15 protein-coding genes are annotated in these 18457 nt (G+C 28.9%); 3 read left to right on the forward strand and 12 right to left on the reverse strand.

Features of this window, described 5'->3' with window-relative positions:
- Positions 1-403 precede the first annotated feature (403 nt).
- Entirely contained in the window at positions 404-586 is a 183-nt protein-coding gene (locus tag C4S77_RS09115; protein ID WP_105247277.1) for a hypothetical protein, read from the reverse strand.
- 365 nt (positions 587-951) lie between these two features.
- Between C4S77_RS09115 and C4S77_RS13415 the strand changes: the two genes are divergently transcribed.
- Entirely contained in the window at positions 952-1080 is a 129-nt protein-coding gene (locus tag C4S77_RS13415; RefSeq protein WP_260209724.1) for a hypothetical protein, read from the forward strand.
- 61 nt (positions 1081-1141) lie between these two features.
- Here the strand turns inward: C4S77_RS13415 and C4S77_RS09125 are convergent, their stop codons facing one another.
- The 9 genes from C4S77_RS09125 to topA all read right to left on the reverse strand — a co-directional run bounded on the left by C4S77_RS09125 (position 1142) and on the right by topA (position 12115).
- On the reverse strand, positions 1142-2083 hold the full coding sequence (locus C4S77_RS09125; RefSeq protein ID WP_105247279.1) for a transglutaminase-like domain-containing protein: 942 nt from the start codon (positions 2081-2083) through the stop codon (positions 1142-1144).
- Positions 2084-2087: 4 nt separating this feature from the next.
- Complete coding sequence (locus C4S77_RS09130) at positions 2088-2732, reverse strand: rhomboid family intramembrane serine protease (protein ID WP_105247280.1); 645 nt, start codon at positions 2730-2732, stop codon at positions 2088-2090.
- A gap of 2 nt (positions 2733-2734) precedes the next feature.
- Complete coding sequence (locus tag C4S77_RS09135) at positions 2735-3775, reverse strand: NAD(P)/FAD-dependent oxidoreductase (protein ID WP_105192449.1); 1041 nt, start codon at positions 3773-3775, stop codon at positions 2735-2737.
- 117 nt (positions 3776-3892) lie between these two features.
- Positions 3893-4828: a type IX secretion system ring subunit PorN/GldN gene (porN, locus tag C4S77_RS09140; RefSeq protein ID WP_105247281.1), complete on the reverse strand. Its 936-nt coding sequence runs from the start codon at positions 4826-4828 to the stop codon at positions 3893-3895.
- 21 nt (positions 4829-4849) lie between these two features.
- Positions 4850-6373 (reverse strand): type IX secretion system motor protein PorM/GldM, encoded by a 1524-nt coding sequence (gene porM / locus C4S77_RS09145; RefSeq protein WP_105247282.1) that lies wholly within the window; start codon positions 6371-6373, stop codon positions 4850-4852.
- A gap of 30 nt (positions 6374-6403) precedes the next feature.
- Positions 6404-7087: a type IX secretion system motor protein PorL/GldL gene (gene porL, locus C4S77_RS09150; protein ID WP_105192446.1), complete on the reverse strand. Its 684-nt coding sequence runs from the start codon at positions 7085-7087 to the stop codon at positions 6404-6406.
- A 46-nt stretch (positions 7088-7133) separates the two neighbouring features.
- Complete coding sequence (gene porK / locus C4S77_RS09155) at positions 7134-8564, reverse strand: T9SS ring complex lipoprotein PorK/GldK (protein ID WP_105247338.1); 1431 nt, start codon at positions 8562-8564, stop codon at positions 7134-7136.
- Positions 8565-8669: 105 nt separating this feature from the next.
- Positions 8670-9788 carry an arginase family protein gene (locus C4S77_RS09160; protein ID WP_146106087.1) on the reverse strand — a complete coding sequence of 373 codons (1119 nt, stop codon included), beginning with the start codon at positions 9786-9788 and terminating at the stop codon, positions 8670-8672.
- Positions 9788-12115 (reverse strand): type I DNA topoisomerase, encoded by a 2328-nt coding sequence (topA, locus tag C4S77_RS09165; protein WP_105247284.1) that lies wholly within the window; start codon positions 12113-12115, stop codon positions 9788-9790. Before topA ends, C4S77_RS09160 begins: the two co-directional genes overlap by 1 nt.
- A gap of 172 nt (positions 12116-12287) precedes the next feature.
- Between topA and C4S77_RS09170 the strand changes: the two genes are divergently transcribed.
- Positions 12288-12635 (forward strand): hypothetical protein, encoded by a 348-nt coding sequence (locus tag C4S77_RS09170; RefSeq protein WP_146106088.1) that lies wholly within the window; start codon positions 12288-12290, stop codon positions 12633-12635.
- Complete coding sequence (locus tag C4S77_RS09175; protein WP_105247286.1) at positions 12595-13374, forward strand: tetratricopeptide repeat protein; 780 nt, start codon at positions 12595-12597, stop codon at positions 13372-13374. Before C4S77_RS09170 ends, C4S77_RS09175 begins: the two co-directional genes overlap by 41 nt.
- On the opposite strand, the gene C4S77_RS09180 is transcribed toward C4S77_RS09175, so the two are convergent.
- Together C4S77_RS09180 and acs are read right to left on the reverse strand one after the other, a co-directional pair.
- The gene (locus C4S77_RS09180) at positions 13371-14021 is read right to left on the reverse strand and encodes an NAD-dependent epimerase/dehydratase family protein (protein WP_105247287.1); all 651 of its coding nucleotides are present in this window, start codon (positions 14019-14021) and stop codon (positions 13371-13373) included. The genes C4S77_RS09175 and C4S77_RS09180 overlap by 4 nt on opposite strands.
- Before the next feature lie 645 nt (positions 14022-14666).
- A complete protein-coding gene (acs, locus tag C4S77_RS09185; protein WP_260209728.1) occupies positions 14667-18452 on the reverse strand; it encodes an acetate--CoA ligase in 3786 nt (1261 codons plus the stop codon).
- Positions 18453-18457 lie beyond the last annotated feature (5 nt).

The raw sequence follows: 18457 nt of genomic DNA on the forward strand, positions 1-18457 counted from the left end.
TTTTTGATTGTAATCTCTATATTCCCAATTGTATAGAGAATATTAGGTCTTTGAAATATAAGCTATTTGTCAATCTTTTTGGATGTTGCTACATCAGAAAAGATAATTTAAAATTTCATAAAAAATTTAAATAATATGAAAAAAAATAATTACCATCAAGCTCCTTCAGGATACAAATACATTTTTAGAAGATGCATCACCAAAAATGGTGAAAAAATTTGTATGCCTAAAGGCAAAGCTTTTAAGATTTTAGTCAAAATAGAAGACTAAAATTAAGTTTTCTATAAACAAAGAGGTATTATTAATTGGGATAATACCTTTTTTATTGTTAAGCAAAATTATGAACTTATGTGATATAGGCATGCTAAAAAATGTTAAAAAAATGTTAAATTTTTATATATTATTAATCTTCTTTAATTAAAATTGGGAACTCTTCTAGCATAAGAATTTTGGCATCAACAAATACATTTATTTCAATTAATAAATCATAAAACCAATTTCTACCTATTAATTCATCTGTTTCTAAATTGAAATATGCAGGAATCTTTCTGTAGTACGCATTTTTAAAGTTTTCTGGTTTTTTCATAACAATTACAATTTTAATCAATGTTACATAATTTTGCAATTATTTAACGATAACTACTCTAAATTTATTATATACTTTTTATTTTTTAGGCTTTTTAAAATCCATAATCTTTAACATAGATTTGTCAAAATCTGTTTGTGGATAATCATATTTATGTCTTGTAACAGGTTTATCATTGAATTTAGTATTTATCCACATCTATTTTAGCTCTGGAAAATAGTCTTTTTCCTAAACATAACAATTTGAATATTATAAAATTATTATATTACAATATACGAAATATTTGTCTTAAAATTAGGAAATTTATTAAAGAAATCCTTGATAGAATTCTTAACTCTAATACAAATAAAGGTAAAGTCTTAGTTGTGGAACTTTATGTATTAAAACAAGATTATATCAAAATAGCTCCTGGATTATCACAAGATTCTAATATTCCAATTCCCATAATATTAACTATCATCAATAAAAGATTTGATGGAATTGGATTAAATTAATTGGTCGAAAGGTCAGATTTTTTATTAGATGTAACATTATACAGTATTGCCTTAAAATAATTTATTTTATATCAATTATACCTAGAACTTCTTTTTTGTAAAAAGGTCCACCAGGATATTTTGCCATATAATCTAAATTTAACCAAATTTTACCGTCCAAATCTGTATGATAGAACAATCTTTTTCCTTTACTTTCATTAGGAAAAAGTTTACCTTTAATTAAATAGTTTATTGTTTCTAAATCACTTTCATCTCCAATATATATTTCAGGATATATGTGTCCTGTAGTATAAATTAAACGTGGAGTTCCTCCTATAATTTTAATACATGCTGCCATTAAAATAGAGTAGTCATCACAATCTCCAGATTGGGTTTGAATAGATTCACTTGCTTTTGCATAATATTCATGTCCAATCGGATCATGGACATAATTCCAATTTTCATTTATTTCTTTAAAAATTGCAAAACTTTGTATTATTGTTCTATACCTGACTTCTTCCTGAGATTTTTTAAAATATTTATTAGTCGCATTTAAAGCATAATTTCTAACCATCATATTCGTATAGTCAATGGACTTTAATATTTTAGCATCTGAAGAATAAAAAGATATTTTATCCAATAATACTTTTTGGGGTTTATTACTTTCATCCATTGAAAGGATCATCGCATTATAATCTTCTGCTAATTCAAAAAAACCATATCCCCCTCTATAGGACTCAATAATTAGGAAAACTAATAATCCTAAACATATTATGACAAATAATTTTCTTAAAAATTTAACTATAATAAAAAGAATTATAAGAATTAAAATATACAATAAAATTCTATCTAAATTATATATCCAGTCAAAATTGGGTAGATTCCTGTGAAAAATTATAAAAATAGGTAAAGAAATAGCAATTATTGCAGCATATAAAATAATATTTTCTATAAGTTTCCAACTCTTACGAAAACTATTTTGTTCTCTTTTATTAGTTGATCGACTATGCACATCAGATTCCATAATTCTATTTTTCTTTATAAACTAAATATGCTAAAAAAGCTAACGGAATAAGCATAATTAATAAATAATTAATATGTATAGGAATAGAAAATAAAATTGAAAATAAAACAGCTACAATTATACCAAAAACAGCTCCCCCTAAATGAGCTTCATGACCAATATTACCTAACTGAGCACGCATTCCATAAACTGAATAAGCTAAATATATAATCCCAAATATCCAACCTGGAATTGGTTTAGGAATGGTAAAAATGAATATTTCTATGGTTGGTGAAAACGTTATAGACGCAAATAAAATACCTGAAACTCCTCCGGAAGCTCCTATAGCACTATAGTAATTTTCTTTTTTATGCCTATCTAATGATAATAAATTGCCTGATAATATAGAGCCAACATATAAGATCAAAAAAAATATAATTCCACAATTTTGTATAATTAAATTTGAGAAAAAATAGAAAGTAAACATGTTAAAGATTAGGTGCATTACATCTCCATGTAAAAATGCAGAAGTAATCATTCTATCCCACTGCCTACTTTTTATAATAGCTCCAACATTAAACTTATATCTGTCAAAAAATATAGGATCGTTAAATCCTTTAAAACTAAAAATAACTGTAACAGCGATTATAATTATTGTAATAATATTCATATTCATTCAAATCTTCTTATATCTACTTCATTTTGTAATTTTATAGAATACTCCATAAAATCATATATTTCCTCTGCCATTGTAGGAGCTAACATAACCCCTCGACTTCCTAAGCCATTAAAAATATAGACATTAGATTTTTCAGGATGACATCCTAATAAAGGTCTTCTATCTATTACTGTAGGTCTTATTCCTGCAAATTGTTTTATAATTTTATAATCTATTTGTAAAAATTTGTTTAAATTTTCTATTAATTCTATTTTTCCTTCTTCTGATATTTCATCATTTACTTCTCTGTAATAGTAGGTTGCTCCCACATAATAATAATCTTTTTCCATAGGCATAATAAAAACTTTAGACTTAACTATGTCTTTTAAGCCTAAGCCATTAGCATGTATAACCATAGTTTCTCCTTTTAATCCTTCCATAGGCAGATGTTTAAAAAAAGGATTTTCTTTAAGTGCATACCCATCACAAAAAACTAGTTTACCTGCTTTAAGCCCTTTATATTCAATATAATTAGATTTAATTACAAGTGAATTAAAATCAAAAATATCATCTATTAACTGATTTTTTGAAATTAAATATTTCCTAAATTCTCTTAATAATTCTCTTACAAATATTTTACCACAATGTTTAACCTTACCATATCCAAAATTAGCTTTTATAAAGGGATTTATATTTTCATATACATTAGAATCTAAGAAAGGAATTAAATTTTCATTTCGTTGAGATTTTTTTATCCATGTTTTTACTTCATCCTCATTTGAAAAAATTCTATATAAATTAGACTGATAAACTAATTTTACTTGTAATAATTTTTCTAATTGCGTAAATTCATCTATTAGTTTTGTAATTTCCTTCTGGGCATTCCATACTGGTGTAAATCTTTTTAAAACAACAGGATTATACATACCGGAAGAAACAAATGAGGCTGAATTAGATACTATATCAACAACTTTAAAGGTTTTATTTTCTTTAATTAGTTTATGAGACAAACATGTACCTGCTAATCCTTGACCTATAATAAGATAATCTAACATAAATTTATATTTAAGGATTAAATTTGATAATTTAATTACATATTATATGATAAGCAAAGATAAAAAAAAGTCCTAAATCATAATAATTTAGGACTTTTTATAAAAATAAAGTTTTTTTTAATAATTCCACATATTATTTTCTTTTTGTAGAATTTCATTTTTTATACGATTACTTTCTTCTAGCTGAGCTTTAGAATCTTTGGGAATATAATTTGCAATTTCCCCATCACCATACTCAGATTGATACTTATATATGATAGAACTAAATCTTCTTGCATTTAATACATCATCATAAGTTATTGAAGAAGAACCATTTTTTGAATTAAATATCGTGTAACTAGTTAAAACATCTCTTGCATCCGGATAATAGATCCAAAATAAATCAATCATTTCATCTCCCCCTTCATAACCCAGCAATGTTGCATCTGTTAAACCCATTGTTTGAGGATCTGGCCCCATAGGAGCAATTCCTAATAAACGATATTTCATCTGTCCCAACCTTTTATCGATATACCACATACCTTTAATCTTAATCAACTTAACTTTTTTAGTATCTGTTTTAAAATGATCGGTACCTTCTAAAATATCTTGTTTAGTTATAGTTTCTCCCGAGGCTCTTTTTTCCTGCAACCAATCCGATTCTCTAACTGCCTGAATTTTATTTTTTATATTGGCAGAATCTACTCTTGCTGTGAAATTATCATCATCATAAACTTCTTTAATTTTTCCTGACATCATTCCTTCAAATAAAGCATCATAAAGGGATACATAATTTGCAGAAACATCATTATAGGAATAATAATACGGTTGATTTAATTTTTCATTTAAATCTATAATCTCCCATACAACTTTAGACCAAAGAATATCTTTATCTTCTATATATCCATATGGAAGAACAGTTTGTTGGGTGGATATAGTATCTGTTTTATTAACAATATCATACTTTTCTGCCCTCATTTTTCTTAGTTCTTCAGGAGATTTCGCATTCAAAATATTTTGAGCATATACTCCTGTGTTAATCAATATTGTTAAACAAAATACTAGATATTTCATAGTAAAATTAAAATTTCAATGTTATTGTACATTAATTAAAATTGGGGAGATATTCTGCTGAGCTACACCTGTAGCTGTAGCAGAGATGTCAAATATTAACACCTGATCTCCTGACTTAGCTCTTGATAAAACACCTGCAGCAGCTCTTAATGAGTTACCTGAAACTACAGATGTTGGTAATCCTGTAACTTTTACTTTAAATCCAGTAACGTTAAATGAAACAGGGAATTCAAAGTCTGGAATTGAAGCACCTACTGTTTGATTTGGCAAAGAGGATGCAGGCATTGCTAAAACATTTCTACCTCTAATTTCTCCCTGTGCTTTTGGTACATTTTTAATTCTGAAAGTTACTGTTTTACTAACAGATTTTCCTGAAGAAGTTCTTCCTGAAATTGTAAAAGTGGTAGTTGCTCCTCCTCCTGCTCGGTAAATCCATCCTCCACCAGATTTAGAAAGGCTTCCATTAGATGTACTCATATTTATAGTTGATGCATCTACACCTGTAACAGAACCACTCATCGGGTTATCTACACCTCTATAAACTACATTCATCTTATCTGCAACAACACTTGCTCCTGTAGGCATTTCTTTTAAAGTTTCAGAAACTACTTCATAGGTTTCATTAAATGACTCTGTTTTAACTCCATTTGGAGTTTCATAAGAAATAGAACCTGAAAGTTTTTGCACTCCAGAACCGGTTGCAGTCATACCTATTACAGCCTTACCTCCTGATAATGGTATATTTCTTCCATTTAAATTAATAGAACCTTTTAATGTATTATCATAAGCTCCAAATCCAACAACTACATCAAATCTTTCTCCGGCTTTTACATATTTAGGAGAAGATACAATAGGTACAAAAGCTTTTAATTCTATTTCGTCCTGAAGCTTATTTGCTAATAAATCCCTTACTCTATTTCCTTCTTCCGTACGAATATTAGCTTCTAACCTTGACAAATTGGTTAAAGCTGCAATCATTGGTTGTTCATAAAACTGATTAACCAACCATGATTTACCATTTTTATTAGAAAAATTAAATAATTGTTTAATTCTGTCTTGAGACTTTTTATCCATGCCTTCTTGCATAAATTTGACAAAAGTCTGAACTTTATCTACCATACTTTTAACGGATTTAGTAGGTACATTATCGCTAACAAAGAAAACTTTATTTACAACGTCTGTATTTTGTAAAGAATTATAATTGGTCTCTTGTCCATTTTCTGAACCTGTATAACCTGAAGCTGTTTTCAGGGCTGTTTTAACAGATTCTATTTCTTTAATAGCATCATCTGCTTGTTTTCTTAATGAATTAGCTTTTTCTGAAATCCCCACATATCCTTCATCACCATCCTCTTTCTTTTTTTCTATTTGTTCGTAAAAAGTTGAATTATTTAAATTGGTTAATGATGTGGAAAGCTCTAGAGATTCATTAACCCCTTCAAAGGATCTTAAAACTTCTCTATCAACATTCATAGCCATCATTGCAATAAACACTAAATACATTAGGTTTATCATTTTTTGACGTGGTGTGCCTGCTGCTGCCATATTACTTATTTAATTTAATTTAAAAAATTATTAAGCTTTCATGGCATTTAACATACCCCCATATACTTTGTTTAAGTTGTTTAGGTTTGATGTTAATTCTTCTAATTGTTTTTGAAATTGAGCAGAATTTTCTCCTGCTTTGGCTAAATCTTCAACAAATTTTTGATTGATTTCTGTATATTTTTTACCTTCTTCTAATTGTAGTTGATATAAAGCATTTAAAGATTCCATATGAGTTGCAGCTTTAGTTAACTGGTCTCCATATTTTTGTGTAGCTGAATTGGCTTCTACTGTTTTGTTAATTTCGCTAACAGCCGCACCAAAATTTTCTATTCCTCCTCTTAACCTGTCAAATAAATTAGCATCTAATTTAGCTTGCGATAACATTTGATCTAATTTTGTCGATAAAGATACTTCTGCTTCTTTAATAAGTTTTTCTTCTTCAGGTACTTTGACTTTTCTTTCAATTGGTTTACCGTCTAGAAGTTCAGGGTATGCTTTTTCCCACTCATACTCTCCTTTTGGTGTATCAAAAGCAAAAACTACAAATATAAAAGCTTCTACTATTAATCCAATTCCTAGTACAAAACTACCTGATATTGGTCCTAAAGATAAGTGATTTACTTTAAAAAGAGCCCCTAAGATAACTACTGCGGCACCTAGAGAATAAACCATATTTAATACTTTATCTTTTGAACTTGATTTTGCTGCCATAATAATTTAATTTTTCTTATTTTATAATTTTTTGTTAATTTAATTTTTATCTTATTTGATGTTTTTGTATTGAAGGATATTTTACTTTAGCTCCTTCCGGTGTTGTCTGTACTCTTCTAAATCCTATAAAACTTCTTGCCGAATCTTTATGTTCCCAGTCTCTTTCGCTAAGCATTAACATGTACCCTATATCTTTCCAAGACCCTCCTTTTATAACTTTTCTAGGATCTTCAATTCTATTACCAAGATAAGGATTTAAAGTAGAAGAAATTATGTACGAACTATTGTTGTACGCAGATATTGTCCACTCTGAAACATTTCCTGCCATATCATATAAACCAAATCCGTTTTTATGAAATGACTTCACCGGAGCTGTATATAAAAAGCCTTTTTCACTTTCCATATAATCTCCTCTTTTAGGTTTAAAATTAGCTAGATAACAACCTCTATCATCAATTAAGTAAGGACCTCCCCAAGGATAAGGGGCATTTTCTAAACCACCTCTTGCAGCATATTCCCATTCAACTTCTGAAGGTAATCTATATGGAAATATTCTTTCTTTTCTCTTTTTTAAACTTTGATTGTAATCGTTTTTTGCTTTTGTACTGTAAGCACAAAATGCTCTTGCCTGATCCCAAGTTACTCCTACAACAGGGTATTTGGAATATGCTTTATGCCAAAAATATTGTTCAAAAAGAGGTTCATTGAAAGAATAATTAAAATCTCTCAGCCAAACTGTAGTATCCGGATAAATTGCTATAGATTCTGTCTTCATAAAATTTTTCCCTCTTCCTTTATTTTTGACTGCTTCTAACTGATCTATCCAGGTAAATCTATATATTAATTTTCTACTATCTAATACTCTTTCGTTATTGAAACGCTCCTCAGGAGGATAATAAAGAGATTCCATTGCTTCTGCATATGCAACATCAGGATAATTCCTAGTAGACCATTCAATTGGAACAGACCAATCCAATTTTTTAGTTTCGTCATATCCATCTCTTCCGCCATGTTCTTCTAAATATTGTTGATATGCTGATTGTTCTTCTTCAGATTTTTTATTTAGATAAGCGTATCTTTCTATTCCTTCCTCTCCTTTTCCTCCTCCACCTTCACCTCCAGCTTTTTCTGCTAATGTGGATCTCACAATGGAGTCTCTAACATAATTCACAAATACTCTATATTCTGCATTTGTTACTTCTGTATCATCCATATAAAATGCAGAAACAGTCACAGTAGTTAGTGGTGATTTTGTATCGGTTCCTGTAAAATCCATGTCCGATTGTCCTAAAACAAATGCTCCTCCAGGGATTGGAACCATGCCATAAGGTCTTTTAGAAGACCATTCTTGCCCTTTTTGTGTCACTACAATCTCCCCTTGTATACCTGGCTTACCTGCCTTTCCTTTTTTAGATTTAGAAGATTTACAAGATGTAATTGCGGTAACCGCAAATAAGAGTAATATAACTTTTCTCATTATAAACATTATGTTTCTTAAAAAATGTAAAACTAATATTTTTTTAGTTCATTTAAAAATTTTTGTTTGTTATAAACGAAATTAATATTTATTAAGTTTTTAATTTTATAAAAATCGTTTAAACGTTTTCCAATATCTTTCGGGAATATTCCCTTTTAATGCTTCTTTATAATCTTTTTCTGAACAAGGAACTAAGAATGTTGACTTTTTTTCATATTCGAAATTTACTGCTAACCACCATTTATCAACATATTTATCTTTCAAAAAAATTAGTTCTTTATCTTCATGTAATACAATATATTTTATGTATTCTTCATTTTCATAATATTGTTGTTGGTTCTTTCCTTCTATAAAGTACCATAACATTTGAGAAACTAACTTTTCATTCATTTTATTGTGTGAATATCCTAAAAAATTAAATATCCCTAGAATTTTTATTTGTTTAGATAATCCAACATACTTTGTTAAAGTACATATTTCTCTATTTGTAAAACCATTGGGGGTACTTCCAGAAGAAAGACTCCCATCAATTGATTCTATTGAATCTAAATTAATTGCAATAAAATCAGAACTCCTAAATACTGGTTCAGAATTTTTTATATTCTCTGAAATATCTCCTAATCTATATCCCTCAAAATCAATACTATTAAGTATTTTTAATGTAGGTTTTGAAACAAAATAACTCTGATACCCTATGTTTGCAAAATTAAAAAGTAAACTTGGCTCTTGCAACATCATTTGATATAAATAATTTTTATCTGTATTTACTTCTATAGAGTTATTTATTTCTATTTTTGAGTCTATTGCTGTATAGTTTAAGGGTTTATCTAATTTTGAAAGTGCTTTATATATGGATAAGTTTAAGCTTATACTTCCTCCTAAAACTATAGGAAAAACTTTCATTTTTAAAAGAACTTCAATTACACGTTGTAACGCAAAATTAGTGTCTTCCCAATCTTTTCCAGGAACAATATCTCCTAAATCATATAAATCTATATCCCAATCATTCCAAATTAACTCATATAATTCTTTTCTTATGAGTCTAATGTTCGAATATTCTTTATTGCATAAAGATCCTCTTAAATCCGGGCAACCGATTATAGCGATACTATTTTCTTTTAACTTATTCTTCCAATAAAGTTTTACCTTATTCCCTATGGAATTGGGATGTAAATGAATCATCGATTCATCGACCGGATGCAAATATTCTTGTAAGGTTTTCACTAATTTTTTTTAGACTTTGCCTTAGTTTTACTTTTGGGCTTTGTTGCTTTTACCGATATTATTTTTTTAACCTCTTCTAATGTCAATTTTTCGGCATCTATCTCTTTTGATATTCTGTAATTTTCTTTTCCTTGTTTAATGTAAGGTCCCCATCTACCCATAAGTATCTCTATTACAGGATCTTCTTGATCAAAAGATTTTATAAATTTATTTTTGTCAGCACTTCTTTTAGTTTCTATTAATTCTATTGCTCTTTCTAAGGTTATTGTGGATATTTCATCTCCTTCTTTTGGCTTTAAGGATACAAATTTATTATCGTGCTTTACATAAGGACCGAATCTTCCTACATTTACCTCCACTTTTTTTCCTTCATACTCTCCTAAATACCTTGGCAATTCAAATAATTTAAGGGCTTCTTTCAGGGTTATGGTATTAATTTGTTGTCCAGGCATTAAACCAGCAAATCTGGGTTTTTCTTCACTATCTGTATCTCCTATTTGAACCATAGGACCAAAACGACCTATCCTAGCATATACATTTTTTCCACTTTCAGGATCCTGTCCTAATAGTTTTTCTCCTGTAGCTCGTTCTGCTGTTTTTTTTACATCTTCTACATGTGGATGAAAATCTTTATAAAACTCTGTGAGCATTTCTTTCCAATTTTCTTCTCCTTCTGCTATGTTATCAAAATCTTCTTCTACTTTTGCAGTAAAATTATAATCTAATATATTTGGAAAATTTCCTATTAGAAATTCATTTACTACTAATCCTATATCTGTAGGAAATAATTTTCTTCGATCTCCTGCATAATTTTCTTTCTCTTTACTTTCTTTTATTATTTCGTTTTTTAAAACAATTTTTTGTATTTCTCGTTTTTTAGGTTCCAAATCTCTAATTTCTACATATTGTCTTTTTTGAATGGTTGAAATTGTAGGAGCATAAGTAGAAGGTCTTCCTATTCCTAATTCTTCGAGTTTTTTTACTAGAGAGGCTTCATTATACCTGGCAGGAGGTCTACTGAATTTTTCTGTTCCAACCATTTCTTTTAGATTCAATACTTCTCCTTTTTCTACTTTAGGTAAAAGCCCTTCTTCCTTTTCTTCATCATTACTAAATTCATCTTCTGATTGTATATGATATAGTTTTAAAAAACCATCAAAAACAATTACCTCTCCTTTTGCTATAAATTTTTCCTGAAGATCCGGATTGGTTATTTCAATTATTGTTCTTTCCAATTGGGCATCTGACATTTGAGAGGCTAATGTCCTACGCCATATTAAATGATATAATTTTTTTTGTGCTTCATCTGCCCCTGCTGTTTGAATAGCCAAATTTGTAGGTCGTATAGCTTCGTGAGCTTCTTGGGCTGACTTGCTTTTTGTTGTAAATTGTCTGGATTGTAAATATTTTTCTCCAAATTGTTCTTTAATTACATTTTTAGCCAAATTAATAGCTTCCTCAGATAAATTTACACTATCCGTTCTCATATAGGTTATATGTCCGGATTCATACAACTGTTGAGCAAGCATCATTGTTCTACTAACTGAAAATCCTAATTTGGAAGCTTCTTGTTGTAAGGTGGAAGTTGTAAATGGTGCTGAAGGGGTTCTTTTTCCAGGTTTAGTTTCTATATTTGAAACAACAAATTCTTTTGATTGAGCTTTTTTTATAAAATTTAATGCCTGAGAATATTCACTAAAATCAGTATTAAGTTTACTTTTTAGTAAATTTTGTGTATTATTAAAAAAATCTGCTTCTATTTTGTAGCTGGGAACAGATACGAAATTTTGTATTTCATTTTCTCTTTCACAAATTAAACGCACTGCTACTGATTGCACTCTTCCTGCAGATAAACCAGCTTTTACTTTTGACCAAAGAATAGGAGACATTTCGAATCCTACTAATCTGTCTAAAACTCTACGTGCCTGTTGCGCATTAACTAAATTAATATCAATATCCCTTGGATTCTGTATAGCTTTTTGAATTGCATTTTTAGTAATTTCATGAAATACTATTCTTTTCGTATTTTCAGGTTTTAATTTCAATTCATTATATAAATGCCAAGCTATGGCCTCTCCTTCCCGATCTTCATCGGAAGCCAACCAAACAACTTCTGCTTTTTTAGCTAATGATTTTAATTTTTTAACTACTTCTTTTTTATCGGAAGAAACTTGGTAAATGGGCTCTAATTTTTTCATATCAATCCCCATATCTTTTTTAGCTAAATCAGTTATATGTCCATAACTTGATTCTACTTCAAAGTCCTTTCCTAGAAATTTTTTTATGGTTTTTGCCTTTGCTGGCGATTCCACAATTACCAAATTCATGCGTAAAATTTTTTGCGAAATTAGAAATTTTTTATTAATTTTTAGTTTTAGTTTGTTTTTTTATTTTTAGGCTAAAAAATTATATTCTTTATAATTTATTAATATTCACTAAAATGTAATTTAGTCCATTGTCTCTTTTCTTCTTCATATGATTTTATTTTTTATTTTTGAAATGAAATTCTTTATTTGTATTATAAAAAAAATAATATTTTTATTCTTTTTATCCTGTTCTCTCTGGGGACAAAAGAAGAGCATATGCTCAACAGAACTCCCTGATAATTTATCTTATGAACTTATTTCAAACAACATAAACACTGATAATATCCGAACTAAAAAAATAAAAACTACGACTCTTGAAGAAAATGGAATAGATGGTTTTTTCCTATCCTATGAAAAAGCTAATACCCTTTCTTTTGACGCTTTATTTTCTTTATATAAATATTCTTCTCAAGATTATATTAGTAAAGGTTTAGCTTTTTATGAAAAGAAAAAACAATACTTACGATCTAAAGTTTGCTAATTTAAATGCTTTTTTCTGCCTTAGCTGTAATAATGCCGGTATCCAGGATTTTTATCTACACAGAGATACTCTTGTCATCGATATTCCTTGGGGACCAAGCATTGCTCCTCAATTTAAAGAGTTTCATTTTATTTTTAACAAAAAGAAACAAAACTGGTTTCTAGCATCTACTATTTTATTAGGAGGAAATGATGCCGGCTTTGTTTCTAATTCTTATTATAAAATATTAAATCCTATAATTTCAATTAAAGATTTTTATGCTGAAAATTATTTAGCCCAATTTAATCAAAAAGCAGAAATTATTTCTATTGGCTTTGAACCTGGAAATTTTAAAAAATTACTTGAGCAGTTAAAAAATATTAAGGAAAAAAATCAGGAAAAATACTTAAAAAAAATTCTAACAGAACGTGAAATATTTTTGATCTCTTACAAATATAGTTATAATAGAGTATCAGATATTGATTATTCTACAATAACGCTAAAAAATGTGCAATACGCCAATGACAGTGGTTACTATTTAGAACAAATGAACATTCTTAATCCTGCTGAAGAGTTACTAAAGAATGTTATACGTCAATTTCCTGACCGAATGGTTGCTTACTTGAATTTGGGAGATGTATATAGAAAAAAGAAAGCCCTGAAAAATGCTACTTACAATTATCATATATATGTTAATATGATGATGAATAAGGGATTGAGTGATAAAATCCCTTTATATGTATTGGATTACATTAATTAAATTTTCTGTATTTGATCGGATTCATATATATGCACATTTAAAAGATTTTCCTGTGCTGTTTTATACATAGCATAAGCCACTTGTGCCGCTTGTATAGGTTTGTATTTTTTTAATCTTCCTAATAAAAATATAGAAAAAAATGACAGTATAATCCCCCCTACTTTTTCTCCAATTCTTATTTCTTTTCTTTTACCTAATAAAATGGAGGGGCGAAAAATAAATGTTCCTGAAAATTTCATTTCTTGTATTCTTTTTTCTAAAATTCCTTTAGTTCTAAGGTAATAATTGCTTGATCGGGGATTTGCTTCTATTGAAGTTATTAGTAAAAAGTTCTTCATTCCATTCTCTTTTGCTATTTCTGCAAATTTTACAGGGTAGTAGTAATCAATTTTCATGAATTTTTCTCTGGTTTTGGCTTTTTTTATTGTAGTTCCTATACAACAAAAAAAATCATCTCCTTTTATATAGTTATTATAAAGATCTATGCTATTAAAATCAATACTGTATTGTATTAGTTTACTGTTACTTAATTCTATCTTCCTTCTTACAAAAATTATAACTTTAGTATATTCTTTACTTTTTAAAAGAATATCAACTAATTTACTTCCAACTAATCCTGATACCCCTAAAACTATTGCTGTTTTCATTCATATTTTATTTATTACTTATGAGGTGAACTATGTGTGTTTTAAAATTGTAAATATTCTTTGATACTTATGAAAATTAAGAAAAATTATTCGGAAAAGAAATTTTAGTTTATATTTTTTATTGTATCAATAAACATTTATTCAAACATGATACTAGTTAAATATTTAGACGTGGATGTAATATCTATTTTTTTCTAAATTATACATCTTCATGATGTTTGCTATATCCTCCTCTACTATATAAATATTTAATTTATTTATCGGTAGTCGACTTACTTTAATCTCCCCTTGATAAATGACTGGTTATAAGTTATTTATTTTGTTTTATATACTATAAAAGGAAACTACTAAAATATCTCTATTCTAATATTTTTGATAATTTTCGTTTCCTAACCTTTACAATACCTTTTCCTATTTTAATTATTTTAATTTACAACATATGAGAAAATATAATCTGTTCTATTGTAAAAATAACTCTATTTCTCTTTCATAGCCTGATAGATATTAAAATGTATTTATGAATTAACATGTTTATTATTAAATGTTTGTGAAAGTAACCAGTGAATATATTATGGTTCTTATTTTGATTATAAAAAATTTCAGCTTAATAATGCTAAACCTATTTTAATATATTTAGTTATAATTCTAAAGTTTCCCTTTTATAATTTGATCTACTACTTCCGGATTAAGTAAAGTAGAATTATCTCCTAATCCTTCCAATTCGTTAGATGCTATTTTCCTTAATATTCTTCGCATAATTTTTCCTGATCGGGTACGTGGTAAACCTTCTACAAATTGTATTTTATCTATTTTTGCTATCGGACCAATGGTTCTAGATATTCTGGTTTGAATTTCTTTTTTCACCAATTCTTCATCTTCCGGCTTTTCATAGGTAATAATAAAAGCATACAATGCATTTCCCTTTATATCATGAGGAAATCCTACAACTGCGGATTCAGTAACCAGATAATGTTCATTTATAACATTTTCTATAGGTGCAGTACCTAAATTATGTCCTGAAACAATAATTACATCATCTACTCTTCCTGTAATTCTATAGTTACCTGCTAAATCTCTTAAACCTGCATCTCCTGTAAAATATTTTCCTTTATATGCACTAAAATATGTATCAATATATCTTTGATGATCTCCATAAATAGTCCTAGCCATTCCTGGCCAAGGGAATTTAATACATAAGTTCCCCTCTCCTTTAACTGTTTCTATCTCTCTGCCTTCACTATCCATTAAACAAGCCTGAATTCCTGGTAACGGTTTGGTTGCAAAAGCTGGTTTTGTAGCTGTAATGCCGGCTAAAGGAGCAATCATAAATCCTCCCGTTTCAGTCTGCCACCATGTATCTACAATAGGACAATTTCCTTTCCCTATTTTTTCATTATACCATTCCCATGCTTCTTCATTAATGGGTTCTCCTACTGTTCCTAATACTTTCAAGGTGCCTAAATCATGGTTTTCAACATAATGTATGGGTTGTGCTTCTAATGATCTTATAGCGGTAGGAGCTGTATAAAAATGTGTAACCTTAAATTTATCTATTATTTGCCAAAACCTTCCATAATCGGGATATGAAGGAGCTCCTTCAAACATAACAGTAGTTATTCCTGAACATAATGGGGCATAAACTATAAATGAATGCCCGGTAATCCAACCTATATCGGCTGTACAAAAATAAACATCTTCAGGATCTCCTATTTGAAATACATTTTTAAATGCATAGGTTACATAAACCATATATCCTCCACAAGTGTGTACCATACCTTTAGGTTTGCCTGTAGATCCTGAAGTATAAAGTATAAATAAGGGATCTTCTGCATCCATTTCTTCTGCTGGACATATAGAACTGGCTTTTTTCATTTCTTCATGCCACCAAATTTCTTTTTTCCCTTTTATTTCTAATAATTTATTGGATCTGTTGAGAACTAATACTGTTTCTATAGATGGAGTTTCTTGAAGAGCTTCATCTACAATTGCTTTTAAATTTATATATTTTGAACCTCGATAGTTACCATCACAGGTAATTATTAGTTTACATTCGGAGTCATTTATTCTAGAAACCAAAGCTGTGGAAGAAAATCCTGCAAATACAACGGAATGTATGGCCCCTATTCTGGCACATGCTAACAAACTTATTAGCAATTCGGGAACCATAGGAAGATAGATACATATTCTATCTCCTTTTTTTATTCCTTTACTTTTAAGTACATTACTTAATTTACAGACTTCCTGATGTAATTCTTTATAAGTAAATTTTCTATGAAGTTCCTGTGGCTCATTAGATTCCCATAGTAATGCTATCTTATCTCCATTTTTTTCTAAATGACGATCTAAACAATTTTCGGTAATATTGAGTTTTCCTTCTTTAAACCATCGAAAATCGGCTCGATCAAAATTATATTCCAAAACAGATTTCCAAGGTTTCTTCCATAAAAATGTTTGGGCTACTTCACTCCAAAAACCTTCAGGTTGGTCAATACTTATATTATAAATTCTATCATAATCTATATTATCTTTAATAACCAACTCATCTATATTTTTTTCCTGATTTTTTTTTACTACATTTTCTGATTTAAAGGCTTGCTCTATTTCTGAAACAATTATGGAATTTTGATTGTTTTCGATTATTTTATAGTCTTCTCCTTCTGCTATTTTACTAAGTATATTTCTCTGTATTTCTCCTGATTTATTTTTTGGAAGCCTTTTTACGTAAATTACTTGTTTCAAATCTGCATTTATTCCCATTTTATCAACAACCTCTCCTCGCAATTCTTCTGTTAATTTATAAATATCAACTTGTTCAAAAGCTTTAATTACAGGTACTGCAATAATTGCTTGCCCTTTAACTGAATCTCTTACTCCAATAACTGCAACTTCTGATATTTTAGAGTGAGAAGATAATATTTTTTCTAGCTCCATAACGGATAATCTTTGTCCTGCAACATTAATTATATCGCCTAAGCTTCCTGTTGTATAAAAATTCCCTTTTTTATCTTGATAACCTACTCCACCAGTATTATAATATTTCGATAATTTCATGGTTACAAATTCATCTTCAGGCTTATTATTATTTATGTAACTAAATGAACCTGGCGGTAAGGGTTTAACAGCTACAATTATACCTGTTTCTCCTGTTATTGATAATTGTCCATTGGAATCTACGATTTTCATATTAAAACCTCTTATTGGCTTTCCAATAGAATCTGGTAATGGATCTTTTTTTCCTTTTTTTATTATTTTCCCTAATAATGGCCAAGCACCTTCTGAATGCCACCATAAATTTGCAATTTCTACCTGACTATGTTTGCGTAACCATGTTATTATATCCTTTCCTGAATCTTCTCCCGATAGTACTATTCTATGTAAAGAGTCTACGTTATATTTAAAAAAGTATTTACCTTCTGAATCTGCATTTAATATTTTTCTTATATTGGTATGTGGAGTTAATAAAACTTTGACCTTATATTGCTGAATTATTCTCCAATAAGCTCCTGGATCGGGAGTTCGGATGGAGCTTCCTTCATAAATAACAGAAGTTGATCTGTTAATCATAGGTGCTAATACTAAAAACGTATGTCCTATTCCTCCTCCTATATCAAATGCCGTAAAAATAGTTTCATCTGGTTTACATTTTAATATGTTATTCATAACATCTTTTAATGCCACAGCGTAATCTCCTGTATTATATACAGCTCCCCTGGCACTACCTTTCACTCCTGATGTATATAATATATATGCCGGAAAGTTAGAGGTTACTTCTACATATTTTTCAGGGTTTGAACTATTTAATAATTCTTCAAAATCTACATCATGTTTGTTATGACTATACATGAACCCCAATTTCCTGTTATATGTTATTATTTTATCAGGAGTATGATTTGAGAGGGATATAGCTTCATCTACAATAGGTTTAAATGAAATTATTCTATCAACATCAATACTAGAACTAGCTGTAATAACAATTTTGGGCTTACAATCATTTATTCGCATTGCTATTTCACTTGCTGAATATCCGCAATAAACAACTGAAAATGTGACACCTAATCGAGCACAAGCTAAAATAGAAAAAGCTGTTTCCGGTATCATAGGCATATATATAAGTGCTACATCTCCCTTTTTTAATCCTAATTTTTTTAATCCTCCTGATAATTTTTCTACTTTTTCCTTAACTTCATTATATGTATAGGATTTCTGTATTTGTATATTGGGTGAATCAAATATTAAAGCTATATTATTTCCAAATCCATCGTTAATATGTTTATCAATACATAGGTAGGACAAATTGACAATTCCATCTTCAAACCAAATATCATGTCCTTCTTTTTGTGCATAAAATTTATTAGGAGTTTTAAACCAATTTATTTTATTAGCAGCATCCATCCAATAATTCTGCACATTTTGTTGATTGCTCTCTTCCATTTTTG

Source organism: Apibacter adventoris, from assembly GCF_002964975.1.
GTDB lineage: Bacteria > Bacteroidota > Bacteroidia > Flavobacteriales > Weeksellaceae > Apibacter > Apibacter adventoris.